The sequence below is a fragment of the Streptomyces sp. NPDC050546 genome (genome assembly GCF_044457425.1).
GTDB lineage: Bacteria > Actinomycetota > Actinomycetes > Streptomycetales > Streptomycetaceae > Streptomyces.
This window is the reverse complement of record NZ_JBITGX010000010.1, coordinates 165,266-185,152: the sequence shown is the minus strand read 5'-3', so window position 1 is coordinate 185,152 and position 19,887 is coordinate 165,266. Positions and strand designations below refer to the sequence as shown.

The 19,887-nt window shown below is 75.3% G+C and carries 4 protein-coding genes; all 4 read right to left on the bottom strand.

The annotated features are described in order from the left end of the window. Window positions 1-27: 27 nt before the first annotated feature. Genes ACIBK5_RS25380 through ACIBK5_RS25365 form a run of 4 tightly spaced genes read right to left on the bottom strand, consistent with a single transcriptional unit; the run spans window position 28 to window position 19,886 of the window. On the bottom strand, window positions 28-237 hold the full coding sequence (locus ACIBK5_RS25380) for an MbtH family protein (protein WP_399022737.1): 210 nt from the start codon (window positions 235-237) through the stop codon (window positions 28-30). After that, window positions 234-4,427: an amino acid adenylation domain-containing protein gene (locus ACIBK5_RS25375; RefSeq protein WP_399022735.1), complete on the bottom strand. Its 4,194-nt coding sequence runs from the start codon at window positions 4,425-4,427 to the stop codon at window positions 234-236. Before ACIBK5_RS25375 ends, ACIBK5_RS25380 begins: the two co-directional genes overlap by 4 nt. Window positions 4,428-4,482: 55 nt before the next feature. Beyond that, on the bottom strand, window positions 4,483-12,069 hold the full coding sequence (locus tag ACIBK5_RS25370; protein ID WP_399022733.1) for an amino acid adenylation domain-containing protein: 7,587 nt from the start codon (window positions 12,067-12,069) through the stop codon (window positions 4,483-4,485). A gap of 5 nt (window positions 12,070-12,074) precedes the next feature. Beyond that, window positions 12,075-19,886 (bottom strand): amino acid adenylation domain-containing protein, encoded by a 7,812-nt coding sequence (locus ACIBK5_RS25365; protein WP_399022731.1) that lies wholly within the window; start codon window positions 19,884-19,886, stop codon window positions 12,075-12,077. Between the last annotated feature and the right edge of the window lies 1 nt (window position 19,887).

Here is a 19,887-nt window from a genome sequence, read left to right as displayed (position 1 = left end):
TTCCTGCCTCGGTGTTCCTGTGCGCCGCTACTCGCCCATGGCCTCGACGAGGCTCCTGGGCCGCAGGTCGGTCCAGTGCTCGTCGACGTGGTCCAGGCAGGACTGCCGGCTCTCCGGGCCGTGCGCGACCGTCCAGCCCGCGGGGACCTCCGCGAAGGCGGGCCACAGGGAGTGCTGACCCTCGTCGTTCACCAGGACGAGGTGCTGGAGGGTGTCGTCGTCGAAGGGGTTGGTCATCGGGCGTTCCTCTCGGGGGTGGGGTCGAGCAGGCCGGCCGTGATCGGGCCGACGAGGGCGAGTGGCTCCGGCCGCGTCATGGCGGCGTGCGTGCAGGGCACGTCGTGGTTGTCGATGCGCCCGGTCACGTACGGCTGCCAGGAGCGGTGGCTGTACCGGGACGCGTCGGGGTCCTGTGCCGCGGTGAAGAACAGCACGTCACCGCGGTACGGACGGGGAGCGAACTCCGTGATCAGCCGCCGGTTGTTGGTGGTCACCCGGACCAGGGCGAGGAGTTCGGTGTCGGTCAGGGTGGCGGCCATGTCGGGGACACCGCGGGCCAGGCGCAGGAAGTCCGCCTCGCTCAGGCGGGTCGACGGCACGTCACGCCCCAGGACCGTCAGCAGGTTGCGCAACGCAGCCTGCCGGTCGTCCGGCACGCGCTTCCTCGCGCCGCGCTGCTCCGGGTAGGAGTCGAGCAGCGCCAGCAGACCGACCTCCTCGCCGGCCTCCTGGAAGGCCGTGCCGAGCGCGTGGGCGACCAGGCCGCCCATGGACCAGCCGAGCAGGTGGTACGGACCGTGCGGTTGGACGTGGCGGATCCGTGCCGCGTAGTCCGCGACCAGGTCGTCGAATCCGGTCGCCAGGCCGCGGCCGGTGAGCAGGCCGCGGGACTGCAGGCCGTAGACCGGCCGGTCCGCGTCCAGGTGCCGGGACAGGCCGGCGAAGCCCCAGCTCATGCCCGAGACGGGGTGGACGCAGAACAGCGGCTCCCGCGCCCCGCGCCTGCGCAACGGCAGCAGCGGGTCCCCGGAAGCGGAACTGTCCGCCGGCCGGGCCTGATCGGCCTCCGACCGCCCGGGCGCGGCACTCCTGCGCATGGCGACGTCCCGTGCGTCGGACTCGGACAGCACATCCGTGGAGCGGGCACGGCGGCTCCCCGGGCGTGTCCCGGCCGGCGCTTCCCCCGCTGCGGCGTCGACCACCAGGGCGTGGGTGGGCGCGGGAGCCGGGTCCGGGGTCGGGGCCGTAGCCGTTGCCGATTCCGGAGTCGGGGCCAGCGCCGTTGTCGGAGTCGGAGTCGGGGGCAGGGCCGGGGCGGTGGTGGTGGGCCGTAGTCGGTCGGGGGTGCGCTCCGCGCCGACCGTGCCCAGGCGCCGGGCCAGTTGCGCGACGGTGGGCGCGTCGAAGAGCACCCGTACCGGCAGGTCCGCGGCGCACACCGACCGGATCCGTGACATCAGCCGCGTGGCCAGCAGGGAGTGGCCGCCCAGCTCGAAGAAGTCGTCGTGCACCCCGACCCCGGGCAGTCCCAGCACCTCGGCGAACAGCCCGCACAGGATCTCCTCCCGCTCCGTGCCCGGCGCCCCGCTGTCCGGCGCGGAGCCGCCCGGCGCGGGCAGCGCGGCCCGGTCGAGCTTGCCGCTGGCGGTGTACGGCAGGGCGTCCAGGAGCACGATCGCCGCCGGCACCATGTACCCGGGCAGCGCGGCGGCGGTGTGCTCGCGCAGCACCGCCGGGTCGGCCCCGCCGTCCCCGGCCGGTACGGCGTACGCCACCAGCCGTGGATCGCCCGGCTGGTCCTGCCGGACGACGGCCGCGGCCCGGGCGACCGAGGGATGCCGGACGAGGACGGACTCGATCTCGCCCGGCTCGATACGGAAGCCCCTGATCTTCACCTGGTGGTCGGCCCGGCCGGCGAAGTCCAGCCGCCCGTCCCGCCGCCACCGGACCAGGTCGCCCGTGCGGTACATCCGCGCGCCCGCCCGGCCCCAGGGATCGGCGACGAAACGCTGTGCCGTCAGGTCCGGCCCGCCGGCGTACCCACGGGCCACGCCGCCGCCCGCCAGATACAGCTCGCCCACGGCCCCTTCCGGTACGGGCTGGAGGGTCTGGTCGAGGACGTAGGCGCGGGCGCCGGCGATCGGTGCACCGATGGGCGGCGCCCCGGACCGGGTGTCGCCGGCGTGTCCGGCGGTGGTGTATCCGGCGGTGGCGTACACCGTCGTCTCGGTCGGGCCGTAGAAGTTGGCGATCCGCGCGCCGGGGAAGGCCTTCTGGAGGTCGGTGACGAGCTGATCGGACACGGCCTCACCGCACAGCGCGACGGTGTGCGGAGTCACGGGCGGCGGCCCGACGGCGAGCACCGTCGCCAGCACCGAGGGCACCCCGCTGACCAGCCCGACGTCCCAGCTCTCGCGCTTCTCCCCGACGAGGGCGAGCAGGTTCTCCACGATCTCGATCCGCCCGCCGCACAGCAGCGCCGGGAAGATCTCGAAGACCGACACGTCGAAGTTGAGCGAGGTGGAGAACAGCACCTTGGCCAGTCCCTCGGGCCCGAACTCGGCGTGCGCCCACTCCACCAGTTCCACCACACCGCGGTGGGTGACGGCGACGCCCTTGGGCCGGCCGGTCGAGCCCGAGGTGTAGATGACGTAGGCGGTCTGCTCCGGGTCGCGCCGGGGCGCGGGCCGTCCGGCCGGCGGTTCGCCAAGGCCGGTCGGCAGCAGGAGGGGAGTGCTGTCGGGCAGCGCGGAGGCGGTGTCCGTGGTGGCGAGGACGACGGTCGGCTGCGTGTCTCCGATGATGTAGGCCAGCCGCTCCCTCGGGTACGAGGGGTCCAGCGGCACATAGGCGGCCCCGGTCTTCAGGACGGCTACGAGGGCCACCACCAGGTCGGCGGTGCGGGGCAGGGCGATGCCGACCGTGCGCTCCGGGCCGGCACCGCGCTCGGCGAGCAGACAGGCCAGGCGCTCGGCGCGGGCGTCGAGTTCGCGGTAGGTGAGCGTGGCGCCCCGGTCCAGCAGGGCGGGCGCGTCCGGGGTGGCGGCGGCCTGCGCCTCCCACAGGTCGGCCGGGGTCACGGCCGCGGCGGGTAGGGCGGCCGCCTCGGACGTGGTGAGCGCCGTGCGTTCCTCGGCGGCCAGCAGGTCGACCCGGCCGAGCGGGAGGCCGGGGTCGGCGGCGATGGTCTCCAGCACGCGCAGCAGCCGGGTCAGGGTGCGTTCGGCCCGGTCGCCGCCGAACAGGCCGGTGCGGTGGGCGAGCCGGAAGCGGAGCCGCGGGCCCGGGACGGCGACCAGGGTGACGGGGTAGTGGGTGGCGTCGCGGCCGTGCGCCCCGGTGATCCGGAAGGAGCCGTCCCGCGCCCCGGCGGCGGTGTCGACGGGATAGTTCTCGAACACCAGCAGCGTGTCGAAGAGTTCACCGAGCCCGGCTTCCCGCTGGATGTCGGCGAGACCGGCGTGCTCGTGGTCGAGCAGCCGGGCGTACTGCCGCTGCACCCGCGTCAGTGTCGCGCGCAGCGGCTCGTCGGGGCGCAGCAGGACCCGGGCCGGCACGGTGTTGATGAACAGCCCGGCCATGGACTCCACGCCCGGGATCTCCGCGGGCCGCCCGGCCACGGTCGTCCCGAACACGACGTCGTCCCGTCCCGTCAGCCGGCTCAGCACCACCGCCCACGCGGCCCGCACGACCGTGTTGAGCGTGACCCGCAGCTCCCGCGCCCGAGCCGCCAGCGCCCGGGTGGCCGCCTCCGGCAACTCCACGTACGCCTGGCCGATCGCCCCCGGCGCGGTGGAGTCGGCGGTTGCGAGACGGGTGGGCTCGTCGACCCCCGCCAGCTCCTCGCGCCACGCGGCGAGCGAGGCGGCCGGGCCGCGCCGGCCCAGCCAGTCGAGGAACGCCCGGTACTCCGGAGCCGGCGGCAGGTCGGCCGAGTCGTACAGCGCGAGCAGGTCCCGGAGCAGGACGGAGACCGACCAGCCGTCCAGCAGGATGTGGTGATGGGTGATCAGCAGCCGGAAGCGGTCCTCGCCCAGTCCGGCCAGGGTGAAGCGGAGCAGTGGCGGAGTGGCAAGGTCGAATCCGCGGTCCCGGTCCTCGTCCAGCAGCCGCCGCCACTCCCGCTCGACCTCCGTCCCGTCGAGCCCGGTGAGGTCCGCCTCGGCCCACGGCAGCGTCGCCCGGCGCGGCACGACCTGCACCGGGCGGCCGTCCCGGCGCTGCCGGAACGCCGCACGGAGGTTGGGATGGCGGTCCAGCAGTGCCTGCCCCGCGGCCCGCAGGCGCTCGGCGTCCACGGCCCCGGCCAGGTCGAACACGAGCTGCACCAGATAGACGTCCGGCCCGTCCTCGTACCGGGCGTGGAAGTACAGGCCCTCCTGGAGCGGGGTCAGCGGGAGTACGTCGACCCGAGCGGGCTGCGTCATGGGGCTTACCGATCCTTGACTGTGCGGTGCTGTGCGGGGTGGCGGGGATGCGCGGTCAGTCCTCCAGACCGGCGGCCAGCTCCTCCCACTCCTCGGGAAGGAACTCGTCGGGCAGGACTTCGGGCAGCGGCCCGGTGGGCGAGACCGGCTCCGCGCTCCCGGCCGCCAGCGCGGTCAGTGCCCGGAACCACTCCTCCGCGACCCCCTGTACGGCGCTCTCGTCGAGCGGCCCGTCCGCCCAGGACCAGGTGGCCTCCAGATAGGGGCCCTCCTCCGTGTCCCGGACGACCGCGTTGAGGTCCAGAGCGTGCGCCGTGCCGAGCCCGGGGTCCATACCGCTGCCGATCGCGGACGACTCCGGAGCGAGGGCCCAGGGACGGCCGTCGTCGTGCGTCGCGGTGTCGAACCGGCCCAGGTAGTTGAAGCCCACCCGGGGCGCGGGGAAGGCGGCCAGCTCCTGTCCCGCCCGCGCGTCGAGGTGGCGCAGCAGGCCGAATCCCAGCCCGTGGTCCGGGAGTTCGCCCAGCCGCTCCCTGACGTGGCGGACCGCCCGGTCCGGCGCCTGCGCGTCGGTGAGGTCGAGGCGCAGCGGGTAGAGGGAGGTGAACCAGCCGACCGTACGGGACAGGTCGACGCCGTCGGTGAACTCCTCACGGCCGTGCCCCTCGACATCGAGCAGCACCTCCGGTGTGCCCCGCCAGGCGGCGACCGCGAGTCCCAGGCCGGCCAGCAGCAGCTCGTGCGGCCCGGCACCGTAGCGCGAGGGCGCGGCGCCCAGCAGGGGAGCGGTGTGCTCGGGCGGCAGCGTCAGGGTGAGGGAGCGGACGGTGGCGGCCGTGTCCCGTGCGGGGTCGAGCGGGCGGGTGCCGATCGGCGGGTTCGGCCCGTCGAGAATCCGTCGCCACAGCGGAAGTTCGGCCGTGCGGGAAGCCGCGTTCTCCACCAGCAGCCGCGTCCAGCGGGCGAACGACGTGCCGGACGGCGGCAGTTCCGCGCCCCGCCAGGCCGCTGCCAGGTCGGGGACGAGGATCCGCCAGGACACGCCGTCCACCGCCAGATGATGGATGGTCAGGAGCAGTCGTCCGGACCCTTCCCGCCCGGCGTCGAACCAGACCGCCCGCACCATGGCCCCGGTGCCCGGGTCCAGCATGCCGTTCGCACGCTCCGACTCCTCCGCGACGGCCGTACCCGGGTCCGCGCCCGCCAGGTCCCGGCGGCTCAGCATGTCTTCGGCTCGGACCGCGCCCGTCGGGCGGACGTCCAGGGAGAGTTCGCCGTCCTCCTCCACCAGGCGGGAGCGCAGCACGGGGTGGTGGTCGAGCAGCTTCTGCAGAGCCGCCGTCAGCCGGGGCAGGTTCGCGTCGGCGGGCACGGTCAGCAGGACGGACTGGCTGAGCCGCCCGAAGGACCCGCCGCGCTCCACCAGCCACCGCATGACCGGCCCCAGCGGGATACGCCCCAGGGCTTCCGCCTCGTCCGCGGCCGGAGCCGCACCGACCGGGCCCCTCGCGACGGCGGCCAGCCCTGCCACCGTCTGCCGTTCGAAGATGTCCCTCGGGCTGAGCACCACCCCGGCCTCACGGGCCCGGCTGACCAGCCGGATGGAGGCGATGCTGTCCCCGCCGAGGTCGAAGAAGCTCTGGTCCGTGCCGACCCGCGGTAGTCGCAGCAGCTCGCAGAACAGGTCCGCGAGTACCTTCTCGGCAGGAGTGGCCGGGGCCTTGACGGACTCGGCGGCCACCGTCCCGGGGGCGGGCAGCGCGCGGCGGTCCAGCTTGCCGTTCGGGGTGAGGGGCAGCGCGTCCAGCACCACGACCGCCGCCGGCACCATGTGCTCCGGCAGGCTCACGCCGGCGTGGCGGCGCAGCTTCGCCGGGTCGGGTGCGGCGCCTTCGGCCGGGACCGTGTAGCCGACCAGGCGGCGCGCGCCCGGCTCGTCCTCACGGACCAGCACCGCCGCCTGCCGCACCGCAGGGTGGGCGGCGAGCACCGCCTCGATCTCGCCCGGCTCGATCCGGAAGCCGCGGATCTTCACCTGGCCGTCCGAGCGCCCCAGGTACTCCAGCGGCCCGTCGGCGGGCCACCGCGCCAGGTCCCCGGTCCGGTACATGCGCGTACCCCGCCCGCCGAACGGGTCGGCCACGAACCGGTCCGCCGTCAGCCCCGCTCGCTCCAGATAGCCGCGAGCCAGCCCGGGCCCGGCGAGGTACAGCTCACCTGTCACACCCGGCGGCACCGGCCGCAGGGCGCCGTCCAGGACGTACGCCCGGGTCCCCGCCACCGGCACGCCGATCGGCGGTGCCCCGCCCGGGGCGAGCGGCGAGTGGACCGTGGCGCAGATCGTCGACTCCGTCGGCCCGTACGCGTTGGCCATCAGCCGCCCCGGTGCCCACCGCGCCACCAGCTCCGCCGAGCAGGCCTCACCGCCGACCACCAGGGTCCGCAGCTCCGGGAACGTGCCGGGCTCCAGTGTCGCCAGCGCGGCCGGGGGGATCAGCGCATGCGTCACCCGCCCCTCGCGCAGCGACTCCGCCAGCGTCGCCCCGACGAGCGTCCCGGGGCCCGGCACCACCAGCGCGGCACCCGAGCCGAACGCCATCAGCAGCTCCATCACCGACGCGTCGAACCCGGGCGAGGAGAACTGCAGTACCCGCGCGTCCGGCCCGAGCGCGAACCGCTCCACCTGGGTACGGCTCAGCGCGACCAGGCCCCGGTTGGTGACCACCACGCCCTTCGGGGTGCCGGTCGACCCCGAGGTGTAGATGACGTACGCCGCCTGGTCGGGGTGGTAGGAGACGGGCAGCTCGCCCGGCGCACCGTCCAGGTGAGTGTCCGTCAGCACCAACGCCGGCCGGGCATCGCTGAGCATGAAGGCGATGCGCTCGGCGGGCAGTTCGGGGTCGACCGGCAGGAACGCGGCCCCAGCGAACGCCACCGCGAGCACCGCCTCCACCCGGTCCGCCGAGCGCGGCAGCACGACGGCCACGACGTCCCCGGGCCGCACACCCCGCCCGGCCAGCACCTCGGCCAGTCGCTCGGCGCGGTCCGCGAGCTCCCCGTACGACAGGGTGCGGTCCGGGCCGACGAGCGCCGGGGCCCCGGGCGCTTCGGCGGCCTGACGCCGGAACAGCTCGGCGAGCGGGAGAACCGGCAGGTCGTCGGAGACGGGTGTGCGCTCCGACACCGCGCGGCGCTCGTCCTTGTCCAGCAGGTCCACCTCGCCGATGCGGCGGTCCGGGTCGGCGGCCACGGCGGCCAGGAACCGCACCAGCCGCCGGGCGAGCCGCCGCGCGGTATCCGGCTCGAACAGGTCGGCGCTGTACTCGGCGACACCGTCGACACCCGCCGGGCCGCCGTCCGTGTCGCGGTGCTCGGTGAGATAGAAGGTCAGGTCGAACCGGGAGGTCCCGGTGTCCACCGGCTCGGGCGCCACCCGCAGCCCCGGCAGCGCGAGGCCGGGCACCGCGGCGGCGCCGGTGAAGGCCAGCATGACCTGGAAGAGCGGATGCCGGCCGAGTGAACGCTCCGGGCTGAGCGCGTCCACCAGGCTCTCGAACGGCAGCTCCTGATGCGCGTACGCGGCCAGGTCGAAGTCCCGTACCCGGTCCAGGAGTTCACGGAACGTAGGGTTGCCCGAGGTGTCCGTGCGCAGGGCGAGGCTGTTGACGAAGAAGCCGACCAGTTCCTCCAGCCGCGCCTCGTCACGGCCCGCCACGGGTGTGCCGAGGGTGATGTCGGTACCCGAGCCCAGCCGGGTCAGCAGGGCGGCCAGCCCCGCCTGGACCACCATGAACAGCGTGGAGCGCGAGCCGTTCGCCAACTCGACCAGCCGGGCGTGCAGTTCGGCGTCGATCCGGACATCGGCCCGGCCGCCCCGGTCGGTCGGCTCCGCGATCCGCCGCCGGTCGGCGGGCAGCGCCGGTTCCTCCGGAGCACCCGCCAGCGCGTCCCGCCAGAAGCCCAGATGACGGCTCATCAGGCTGTCCGCGTCCTCCTGGTCGCCGAGCAGCGCGCGCTGCCAGGACGCGAAGTCGGCGTACTGCACGGGCAGCGGCGCCCACCGCGGGGCCGTACCGGCGAGCCTGGCCGCGTAGGCCGTGCCCAGGTCCCGCAGCAGCGGGCGCAGCGACGCACCGTCGACCGCGATGTGGTGCGCGAGCAGCAGCAGGACGTGCTCCTCGACGCCCAGCCGGTAGAGGGTGGCGCGCAGCGGCAGTTCACGCCCCAGGTCGAACCGGTGCCCGGCGGCGGCCCGCAGCAGTCCGGGCAGGTCCTCCTCGGCGGCCGGTACGACGTCCAGCCCGGGCCGGGCGGCCTCGGCGTCCAGGACCAGCTGGTACGGCGTGCCCCGCTCGTCCGGGTAGCGGGTGCGCAGCGTCTCGTGCCGGGCGGCGATGTCGGCCAGCGCCTCCCGCAACGCGTCGGCGTCCAGGGCGCCGTGCAGCCGCAGCGCGAACGGGAGCGTGTAGGTCGAGGTGCCGTGGCCGAGGCGGCTCATGAACCACAGACGCCGCTGGGCGTACGACAGCGGGATCCGGTCGGGGCGCGGCAGCGGGCGCAGTTCGGGCCGGGGCGTGCTCTCCTCGCGCAGGCGTCCGGCCAGCGCGGCCGGGGTCGGGGCCTCGAAGAGCGCCCGTACCGGCAGGCTCGCCTTCAACGCCGTACGGACGCGGTCCGCGAGCCGCATCGCCAGCAGGGAGTCGCCGCCCAGCGCGAAGAAGCCGTCGTCCCGGCCGACCGCGCGGTCCAGGCCCAGGACGTCCGCGAAGACACCGCACAGGATCTCCTCCTGCGGTGTGCGCGGGGCGCCGCCGGCCGTCTCGGCCGCGAGCCCCGGATCGGGCAGGGCGCGGCGGTCGAGCTTGCCGTTGGGCGTCAGCGGCAGCCGGTCGAGGGAGACGACGGCGGAGGGCACCAGATACGCGGGCAGCGTCCGGGCCAGCTCCCCGCGCAGCCCGTCCGGATCGGGGTCTTCGCCGGTGACGTAGGCGAGCAGACGGCCGTCCCGGACCAGCACGGCGGCGGCCGTGACGGACGGCTGCCGGGTCAGGGCGGCCTCGATCTCGCCCGGTTCGATGCGGTAGCCGCGCAGTTTCACCTGATCGTCGGTACGGCCCAGGTAGTCGAGCAGGCCGTCGGGACGGAGCCGGACCAGGTCGCCGGTGCGGTACATGCGCTCCCCGGGCCCCCCGAACGGATCGGCGACGAACCGCTCGGCGGTCGGCCCGGGCCGGTCCGCGTAGCCCCGGGCCAGCCCGGCGCCCGCGAGGTACAGCTCACCCGGGGTGCCCGGCGGCACCGGCCGCAGCACCGCGTCCAGCACATATGCCCGGACGTTGGGCAGGGGCCGGCCGATGGGAGGCCGGGGGTGCGCCGCACCGTCCTCCGCGATCCATGCCGTCGCGTACACGGTCGCCTCGGTCGGACCGTACGCGTTGGCCACCAGGGCACCCGGTGCCGCCGCCCGTACCTGCTCCACCAGCGCACCGGGAAGCGCCTCGCCCGCCAGGACCACGGTGCCCGTACCGGCAGGCAGCCGCCCGTGGCCCACGACCGCCGAGACGGCGGACGGCACAGCACTCACCAGGCTCACCGTGCCTTCGTGCTCGGCCAGCGCCAGGGCGTCCCGGACGATCTCGACCCGGCCCCCGCAGACGAGGGGCGCGAACAGCTCGAAGACCGACACGTCGAACGAGAACGCGGTGGAGACGGCCACCGCCGCCAGCCGCTCGGGCCCGAACGCGGTCACCGCCCAGTCGAGGAGGTTGACCACGCCCGTGTGCGGGACGACCACACCCTTCGGCCGCCCGGTCGAGCCGGAGGTGTGGATGAGGTAGGCCGCCCGGCCCGCCGGGCCGGACTCGGCGGGCGGCTCACCCGGCTCCCTCATCGCCGCGAGCAGGTCCACGCGCGGCAGCGAACCGGGGCGCTCCACATCGGGTCCGCCCAGCACGCACACCGGCCGGGCGTCCTCGAGGACGTACGCGATCCGGTCCGCCGGATGCGCCGGGTCCACCGGCAGCCAGGCACCGCCCGCTCGCCACACCGCGAGCAGCGCGACCACCGCGTCCGCCGAACGAGGCACGGCCACCGCGACCACCCGCTCCGGGCCCACACCCCGCTCCCGCAGCACGGCCGCGACCCGGCCGGCCCGCTCCCACAACTCGGCGTAGGTCAAGGTCACTTCGCCGCAGGTCACGGCGACCGCGCCGGGCGTACGGCGTACCTGGCGGGCGATCAGCCCGGCCGCGGTCGATTCCCCGACCGGCCGGCGTTCACCGCACGCCGCCGTCAGCAGCCGTTCCCGCTCGCCCGGCAGCAGTGCCTCCACGGCGGCCACGCGCCGCCCGGGCTCCTCGACGAGCTGTTCCAGCACCCGGGTGAAGCGGGCGAGGAGCAGCCGGGCCGCCTCCTCGTCGTACAGGTCGGGCCGGTACGACAGCCGCAGTGCGATGCGCGGGCCCGGCAGCAGTGCCAGGGCGAGGGGGTAGTGGGTCGCGTCGCGGCCGGAGACGGACGTGACGGTGGAGGTCTGCCCGTCGGGGGCCGCCGGATAGTTCTCGACGGCCAGCAGCGTGTCGAACAGGTCCGTGCCGCCGGTCGCTCGCTGGATGTCCGCCAGGCCCAGGTGCTGGTGCGGCAGCAGGGCGGCCTGCCGCTCCTGCAGTCCGGTCAGCAGCCCGGCCACGGTGCCGCCTTCGTCCCAGGCCAGCCGCACCGGCACGGTGTTGATGCACAGGCCCACCACGCCGGCGGCGGCGGGCAGTTCCGGCGGCCGGACGCTGACGGTCTGCCCGAACAGCACGTCACGGCGCCCGGTCAGCCTGCCGATCAGCAGCCCCCAGGCGGACTGCGCGAGCGTGTTGACGGTCACGCCGAGCGCGCGGGCGGCGGTCTCGGCCGCGCCGGACAGCTCCGGGGACAGTTCGACGACGAGCTCGTCCGGCTGGGACCGGTGCCGCGGCGCGGTGGCGGTGGCGGTCACCGGGGCGAGCCGGGTCGGCTCGGGCCCGCCCGGAACCTCGCTCCCGCACGTCAGTGCCTTCCGCCAAGCCGTCTCCGCCGCCGTACGGTCCTGTCGCCCCAGCCACTCCATGTACGCGCGGTAGGGAGCTACGGCCGGCAGAGCCGTCGGGTGGGTTCCGTCGAGCAGGGCCGTCAGCTCCTGCACCAGCAGGTGCTTGGACCAGCCGTCCAGCAGGATGTGGTGGTTGGTGGCCACAAGGCGCAGCCGGTCCGCCGACCAGCGCACCAGCAGCCAGCGCAGCAACGGCGGCCGGTCGAGGCCGAAGCGCCGGTCACGCTCCTCGTCCAGCAGCCGCCGCCACTCCTTGTCCCGCCCGGCTTCCGTCAGGCCGGACAGGTCGGCCTCCGCCCAGGGCAGCGCCACGTCCGCCGGGATCACCTGGAGCGGCCGGCCGCTCTCGCGGCGGCGGAAACAGGCCCGCAGGCTGGGGTGCCGGTCGAGCAGCGCCTGACCCGCCGCGCGCACCGCCGCCGGGTCGGTACGGCCGTCCAGGTCGAGGACCTGCTGGGCGGCGTACACGTCGGGTGCCTCGGTGTCGTCGAGGGCCGCGTGAAAGAGCAGCCCCTCCTGCAGCGGCGACAGGGGCAAGATGTCGGACAGTCCGGACCGCGTCACCGCGTCTACCTCCACTCGCTTGCGAACTCGGCCTCGAGTTCGTCGATCTCTTCCTGGGACATCGACACCAGCGGCAGATCGGACGGCGTGTGGCCGCCCGCTTCCTGCCGGGTGGCGGGTGCGGCGAGCGCCTCGGCGGCCCGGCACCACAGGCCGACGAGCTCGCGCACGTCCCGCTCGTCCCACACGCCCGGCGCCCAGGACCAGGTGGATTCGAGCACCGGCCCCCGGGAGAGCACGGTCACCTCCAGACCGTGGGGGACCGGCGCGGCGGGATCCTGGGCCGCGCCGAGCACGCCCAGCGGGCCGAGCGCCGGGTGCGGCACTAGCCCGAACGCGGGTGTCTCCTCGCCGAGGATGCCGAGCCGCCCCAGGTAGTTGAAGCCGACCTGGGGTGAGGGCAGGTGCGCCAGTACCGCCCGGGTGCCGGGGTTGAGGTGGCGCAGCAGGCCGTGCCCGAAACCCCGGTCGGGCAGCGCCCGCACCTGCTCCTTGACCTGCTTGAGCACCTGACCCGTCCCGGCGCCGCCGCGCAGCGCCCCGTCGACGTCCTGGCCGGCGAGGTCGAGCCGGTGCGGGGCGACACTGGTGAACCAGCCGACCGTACGGGCGCAGTCGGCGCCCTCGGCGAGCTCCTCACGCCCGTGCCGCTCCACGTCCACGAGCAGGCCCGGTACGCCGTCCCGCCCGGCACGCCAGTGGGCGAAGGCCAGGGCGAGAGCGGTGAGGAGGACCTCCTCGGCACCGGCGTTGAAGTGCGCGGGCACGGCCGTGAGCAGATCGCCCGCGGGCACGTCACGGCTGAGGTGCCGCATGCCGCCCACCGTGTCACGGCTCGGGTCGAGCGGTGCGACGCCCGGCAACGGCGGACATCCGCCGAGCACGTCACCCCACCGCTCCGCCTCGGCGGCCCGGCGCGGCTCGGCGGACTCCTGCCGCAACAGCCGCGCCCAGCCGCGGAAGGACATCGCCACCGGCGCGAACCGGGGTGCCCCTTCCGCCTCCCAGGCGTCGGCCAGATCCGCCACCAGGATCCGCCACGACACGCCGTCCACGGCCAGATGATGGACCGTGAGCAGCAGCCGGCCCTCCGCCGCCCCGCCCGCGTCGAACCACACGGCACGCACCAGTTCGCCCCGCGCCGGGTCCAGCAGCCCCGGCTGCGCACGCACCTGCTCGCCGATCAGGGCTTCGGCGGCGGCGGGTGCCAGACCGGTGATGTCCGCGCGCTCCAGCGCGACCTTCGCGGAGCCCGGCGGCGGGATCTCCGCCGACCAGTCGCCCGCACTCTCCGTGAGCCGCAGGCGCAGTGCGTCGTGGTGGTCGAGCAGGGCGAGCAGGGCCGCGGCCAGTCGCCTCTCGTCCGCCCCGGCCGGGGTGCGCAGCAGTACGGTCTGGCTGAACGGGCCGATCGGGCCTCCGCGTTCGCGCAGCCGATGCATCGCGGGCGTGAGCGGCACGTCACCGCAACCGTCACCGGGGTGGGGCGGTGCCTGGAGAGCGTCGGTGCCGGAGGCCACGGCCGCGAGTCCGGCCGCGGTCTGCTGCTCGAAGACGTCCCGGGGCGTGATCCGCAGCCCGGCCGCCAGCGCCCTGCTGACCAGCTGGATGGAGAGGATGCTGTCCCCGCCCAGCCGGAAGAACCCCTCGTCCGGCCCGACCCGGTCAAGGCCGAGCACCTCCGCGACAAGCCGGCAGAGCACCTCCTCCCGCTCACCGGACGGGGCCCGTCCGGCGGCGGTGCGCTCCGGTGTCATATCGGGAGCGGGCAGGGCGTCGCGGTCCAGCTTGCCGTTCGGCGTCAGCGGCAGCGCGTCCAGGAGGAGCAGCGTCTGCGGCACCATGTGCTCAGGGAGCAGCCGCGCGGCATGCGCCCGTACGTCCTCGGGTCCGGGCCTTCGGCCGTCCGCCGGGACCAGGTAGCCGGCCAGCAGTGGGCCCGCCGGCCCGTCGTGCACGCCCACCACGGCCTGCCCGACGTCCGGATGTCCGGCCAGCACGGCCTCGATCTCACCGGGTTCGATCCGCAGCCCGCGGACCTTCAGTTGCCGGTCCGCCCGGCCGCGCAGTTCCAGCACGTCGTCACGGCGGCGCACCGCCCGGTCACCGGTGCGGTACATGCGTGCCCCGGGCTCGCCGAACAGCGTCCCGTAGGGGTCCGCGACGAATCGCTCGGCGGTCGGCCCCGGCCGTCCGAGGTACCCGCGGGTGACCTGCGCGCCCGCCACATACAGCTCCCCGGGCACGCCCGGCGGCACCGGCCGCAGCCGCTCGTCCAGGACATAGGCGCGGGTGTTCCACATCGGGCGGCCGATCGGCACCGGCCCGGACGGCACCCGCTCACCCGGCTCGAACCGCAGATCCGTACAGCCCACGGTCAGCTCGGTCGGCCCGTAGTGGTTGAACAGCCGTACGCCCGGATGCCGGTCCCGCCAGTCGCGCACCGCCTCGCCGACCAGGGCCTCGCCGCCGAGCATCAACTCCTCGCCGGGGGAGACGTCGTACGGCAGTCCGGGCAGCAGCGTCAGATGGCTCGGGGTCGCCTTGAGGAACGTGTAGCCGCCGGGCGGCGGTGCGGCGCCCGCCTCGTGCAGTTCCGCGATGTGCACCGTGCCGCCCGCGGCGAGGGCACCGTGCAGGGCGGTCACCGTCGCGTCGAACGACATGGTCGCGTGCAGCAGTGTCCGGCCCCGCAGGCCCGGATACGCCTCGGCACAGCGCAGGACGTAGTTGGTGAGGTTGCGGTGCTCGACCACCACGCCCTTGGGCCGCCCGGTGGTGCCCGACGTGAAGATGACGTACGCCGCGTCGGCCCCCGAGACCGGGACCGGCTCGATGCCGCCGACCTCCACGTCCAGGGCGCCGAGGTCCAGCACCGGGCAGCCGGGCTCGGCGGGCAGCCGGTCGTCCGCCGCGTGCGTGGTGAGCAGGAGGCCGGGCGCGGCGTCGGCCAGCAGCCTCGCGGTGCGCTCGGCCGGATGGCCGGGGTCCAGGGGCAGGTAGGCCGCGCCGGCCGTGAGCACGCCGAGCACGGCGACGGCGATGTCCACGGAACGCGGCAGGGCGAAGGCCACGATCCCGCCACGCCCGACCCCGTGGTCCCGCAGCACGGCCGCCAGCCGGTCGGCCCGCTCCTTGAGTTCGCCGTACGTCAGCTCAACGCGGCCGTCCGTCACGGCCGGTGCCCCGGGCGTTTCGGCGGCCCGGGCGGCGAACAGCTCGTGGAAGGCGAGGTCCGGCACGGGGCGGGCGGTGTCGTTGCAGGCGACGAGCAGCCGGTGGCGTTCGGCCGGCTCCAGGACCTCCAGCACGGAGAGCGACGCGTCCGGGTTCTCGGCGGCGGCGGCGAGGAGGCGTGCCAGCCGGTCGGCCAGCTCCCGCGCGGTCTCGGGCTCGAAGAGGTCCGCGCTGTACTGGAGGACGCCCTGGATACCGGCCGGAGTGCCGTCGTCGGCGGTGCGTTCGGCGACGTTCAGCGACAGGTCGACCTTGGTGGCACCGCTGCCGACGGGGACCTCCGCCGCGCGCAGGCCCGACAGGTCCCACGGGGTGCCGCCGGGCGGCCGCAGGGTGAGCATCACCTGGAACAGCGGATGCCGGGCGAGCGAGCGGGGCGGGTTCAGCGCTTCCACCAGACGTTCGAACGGCAGGTCCTGGTGGGCGTAGGCGGCCAGGGCGTTGCCGCGCACCCGCTCCAGCAGGGTGCGGAAGTCCGGGTCGCCCGAGGTGTCCGTGCGCAGGACCAGGGTGTTGACGAAGAAGCCGACCAGGTCGTCGAGCGCCTCGTCGGAGCGGCCGGCGACCGGGGTGCCGACGGGGATGTCGGTGCCCGCGCCGAGCCGGGTCAGCAGGGCCGCGAGACCGGCCTGCAGCACCATGAAGACGGTGCCGCCGTGCCGCGCCGCGAGGGCGCGCAGCCGCTGGTGGAGCGCGGCGGGCAGTGCGAAGGGGATGTCCCCGCCCAGGTGGGTCGGGCGTGCCGGGCGGTGGTGGTCGGCGGGGAGCGGCAGTTCGTCCGGCAGCCCCTTCAACGTCTCGCGCCAGAAGGTGAGTTGTCGGGAGAGCAGGCTGTCCGTGTCGGCCGGGTCGCCGAGCAGGCGCCGGTGCCAGGCCGCGTAGTCCGCGTAGCTCACCGGCAGCGGGACCCACGCGGGCGCGTCGCCGGAGGCGCGGGCCCGGTAGGCGGCGGACAGATCCCGGACGAGGGGCCGCAGCGACCAGCCGTCCGCCGCGATGTGGTGCAGCACGAGCAGCAGCACGTGGTCCTCGGGGCCGAGGACGAACACGGAGGCCCGCAGCGGCAGTTCCGACGCCAGGTCGAAGCCCCGGCCCGCCTCGCGCGCCAGCGCACCCGGCAGCTCGGCCTCGGTGATCTCCTCGACGACCGGCTGCGGTGTCTGCCGCGCCGGACGCCGGTGCGGTACACCGGCCACGTCCGGATAGACCGTCCGCAGGATCTCGTGCCGCCCGACGAGATCACCCAGAGCCGCCCGCAGGGCCTCCGTGTCCAGCGGGCCGCCGGTGAACCGTACGGCCAGGGGGATGTTGTAGGCGGCGCCCGCGCCCTCCAGACGGTGCAGGAACCACAGGCGTTGCTGCGCGAAGGAGAGCCGGTCGTCCGCCGTCGCCTCGGGAATTCCGGGCCGCCCTTCGCTCCGGGAGCGTCCGGGTCCCGTGTCGGCCACCAGCGCGGCGAGCGCCGCCGGGGTCCGTGCCCCGAAGACCTCGCGCACCCCGGCCTCCGTACCGAACACCCCGCGCAGCCGGGCCACCAGCCGCATCGCCAGCAGTGAGTCGCCGCCCAGGGCGAAGAAGTCGTCCTCGGGCCCGGCGGCCGGCAGCCCCAGCACCTCGGCGTACAGCCCGCAGACCACCTCCTCCTGTGGTGTGGCGGGGCCGCGGGAGGAAGTGGCCCGGGGCAGAACACGGGCCGGTTCGGGCAGCGCCGCCCGGTCCAGCTTGCCGTTGGCCGTCAGCGGCAGCCGGTCCAGCACCACCACCGCCGACGGCACCAGGTACTCCGGCAGCTCACCGGCCAGCCGCTCGCACAGCGCCGGGCCGTCGAGACGCTCACCGGTGGCCGGCACCGCGTACCCGACCAGCCGACGGTCGCCCGGCCGGTCCTCGCGTACCACCACGGCCGCCTGCCCGACTCCGGGCAGAGCGGTGAGCCGTGCCTCGGTCTCGCCGGGTTCGACCCGGAAGCCGCGCAGTTTGACCTGGCCGTCGGCCCGGCCGTGGAACTCCAGCTCCCCTCCGTCGGTGATCCGGGCCCGGTCTCCCGTCCGGTACATCCGCGTCCCCGGCCCGCCCGACGGGTCGGCGACGAAACGCTCCGCCGTCAGGTCCGGGCGCCCCAGATAGCCCCGGGCGACGCCGGGCCCCGCCACGTACAGCTCGCCCACCGCGCCCGGGGGCACGGGCCGCAGCGCCGCGTCCAGCAGCAGCACCCGCATTCCGTCCAGGGGGCGGCCGACGGGCAGCGCGTCGGGGACGGCCCCGGCCGCGTCGAAGGCCCGCGCGGAGGTGAACGTCGTCGCCTCGGTGGGACCGTAGCCGTCCACCACGACCAGCCCCGGGCAAGCGTCCAGCACCCTGCGCACGGCCGCCGCCGGGACCACGTCACCGCCCGTCCACAGCTGCCGCAGCCCGGCGAAGCACCCCGGATCCTCCTGCGCGGCGAGCCGGAACAGCCCCGCGGTCAGCCACAGCGCGGTCAGACCGTGCCCGGCGGTCAGCCGGGCGACGGCCGCAGCGTCCACGTCCCCCTCCGGGGCGACGACCACGCTGCCGCCGCGCAGCAGCGGCACCCATATCTCGAAGCTGGACGCGTCGAACGCCACCGGCGAGTGCGCCAGCACCCTCTCGTGCGCCGCCCCGTCGAACCGCCGGTCCGCCGCGAGCGCCGTCAGATCCCGGTGCGTCACGGCGACGCCCTTGGGCTCACCCGTCGATCCCGAGGTGTACATCACGCACGCCAGCCCGTCCGGCCGCAGCGGCACGCCTCCGCGCTCGGCGGAAGGACGTACGGCGAGGTCGTCCACCACCAGCACTCGCCCGGCGTGCACCGTCCGCGCCCGCTCGGCCAGCGAGGCGTCGGTCAGCAGCACGGACGCACCCGTGTGCGCCAGGATCCGGCGGAGCCGGGTGTCGGGGGCACGCGGATCGAGCGGTACGTACGCGCCGCCCGCCGACAGAACACCCAGCAGCGCGGCGACGAGATCGGGGGAGTGCCGCATCAGCACGGCGACGCGCTCCTCCGGGCCGGGCCCGACCACCTCCGCCAACCGCGCTGCCCTCTGGTGCAGTTGGCGGTAGGTGAGGTCGAACTCGCCTGCTACGGCGACCGAGTCCGGCCGCTCGGCGACCCGGGCGGCGAAGACGGCGGGAACCGTCCCGGGGGCGGCGGTCGCGGGGCCGCCCATCAGCGGTCCGGCGGTCGCGGGCTCGCCCATCAGCGGTCCGGCGGTCGCAGATTCGCCCATCAGCAGCCCGGCGTCCTCCTCGCCCGGGAGCAGCACGTCCAGGCGGCCGAGCGGCGTGCCCGGCCCCGCTGCCGCGAAGCGCTCCAGGAATGCCATGAACCGCCGGTGCAGGACGTCGAGTTCGTCCTCCGGGTACGGTCCGCGCGCGGCATCGAGGTCGACGCGCAGACCGTGGCGGTCGGAGCGGTCGTAGACGTTGACCGCGAGGTCCTCGACCGGGCCGGTCGACAGGTTGTGCCGGGTGGTCGGACAGCCGTCGAAGCGCAGTTCCGGCCCGAACGCCATGATGTTGACCACCGGCCCGAAGAAGCGGTGCGCAGCCCCGGACCAGTCCAGCTCACGGCGCAGCTCCTCGCCCCGGTACCGCTGGTGCGCCAGCAGGTCCCGGGTCGCCCGGGCCGTCTCGCGGACCAGCTGCTCGACCGGGGCGTCGGGCCGTACGGCCAGCCGCAGCGGGAGCACGTTGGACGCCATACCGGGGGTCGTCAGGGCGGCCTCGGACCGCCGGGCGGTGACGGCCAGCCCCAGCACCACCTCGCGGGCTCCGGTCAGCCGGTGCAGGAATCCGGCCACGGCGGCGACGACGACCCGGGACCAGCGCGTACCGCCGTGCTCGGCGCAGGCGTGCACGGCCTCTCCGGCCGCGGCCGACAGGTGCGCCGTACGACGCCGGAATCCGCCGTCCACGCGCGGCGGCACCGGCGACAACCCCACCGGCTCGGGCGCGTCCGCCATCACCTCGGCCCAGTGGGCGCGGTCGGCCGCGTACCGCTCCGAGGCGCGGTAGGCGGCGTCCTCCGCCACCAGCGCGGCCACCGGGTACGACGGCGGAACCGCGGCGTCGGTGTACGCCTCGGCCACCCGCGCGGCCACCAGCGAGCAACTGAAGCCGTCGATCGCGATGTGGTGGTAGCACTGGTACCAGACGCAGTGGTCCGGGGCGAGCCGCAGCAGCGCGTACCGGAACAGCGGACCGGCGGCCGGGTCGAACGGGACGGCGAAGTCGGCCGCCATCCAGGCCCGCGCCGCATCGAGCGGGTCCCCCTCCGCCGACAGGTCCACCACCGGCATCGACCACTCCGGACGCCCGTCGACCAGCTGTTCCACATCCTGCCCGGCGGCGGCGAAACGGCTGCGCAGCGCCTCGGTCGCGTCCACGGCGGCGGCGATCGCCGCACGCAGCCGCCCGGCGTCGACCGGCCCGTGGATCTCCGTGTACTCACCCACGTTGTACGCGGCACCGGCGGCGTCCGCCTGCTCCCCGAACCACATCGCCCGCTGCGCTGCCGAGGCTCCGAGGCGTACGTGCACCTGCTCCTGACCGGCCGTCATC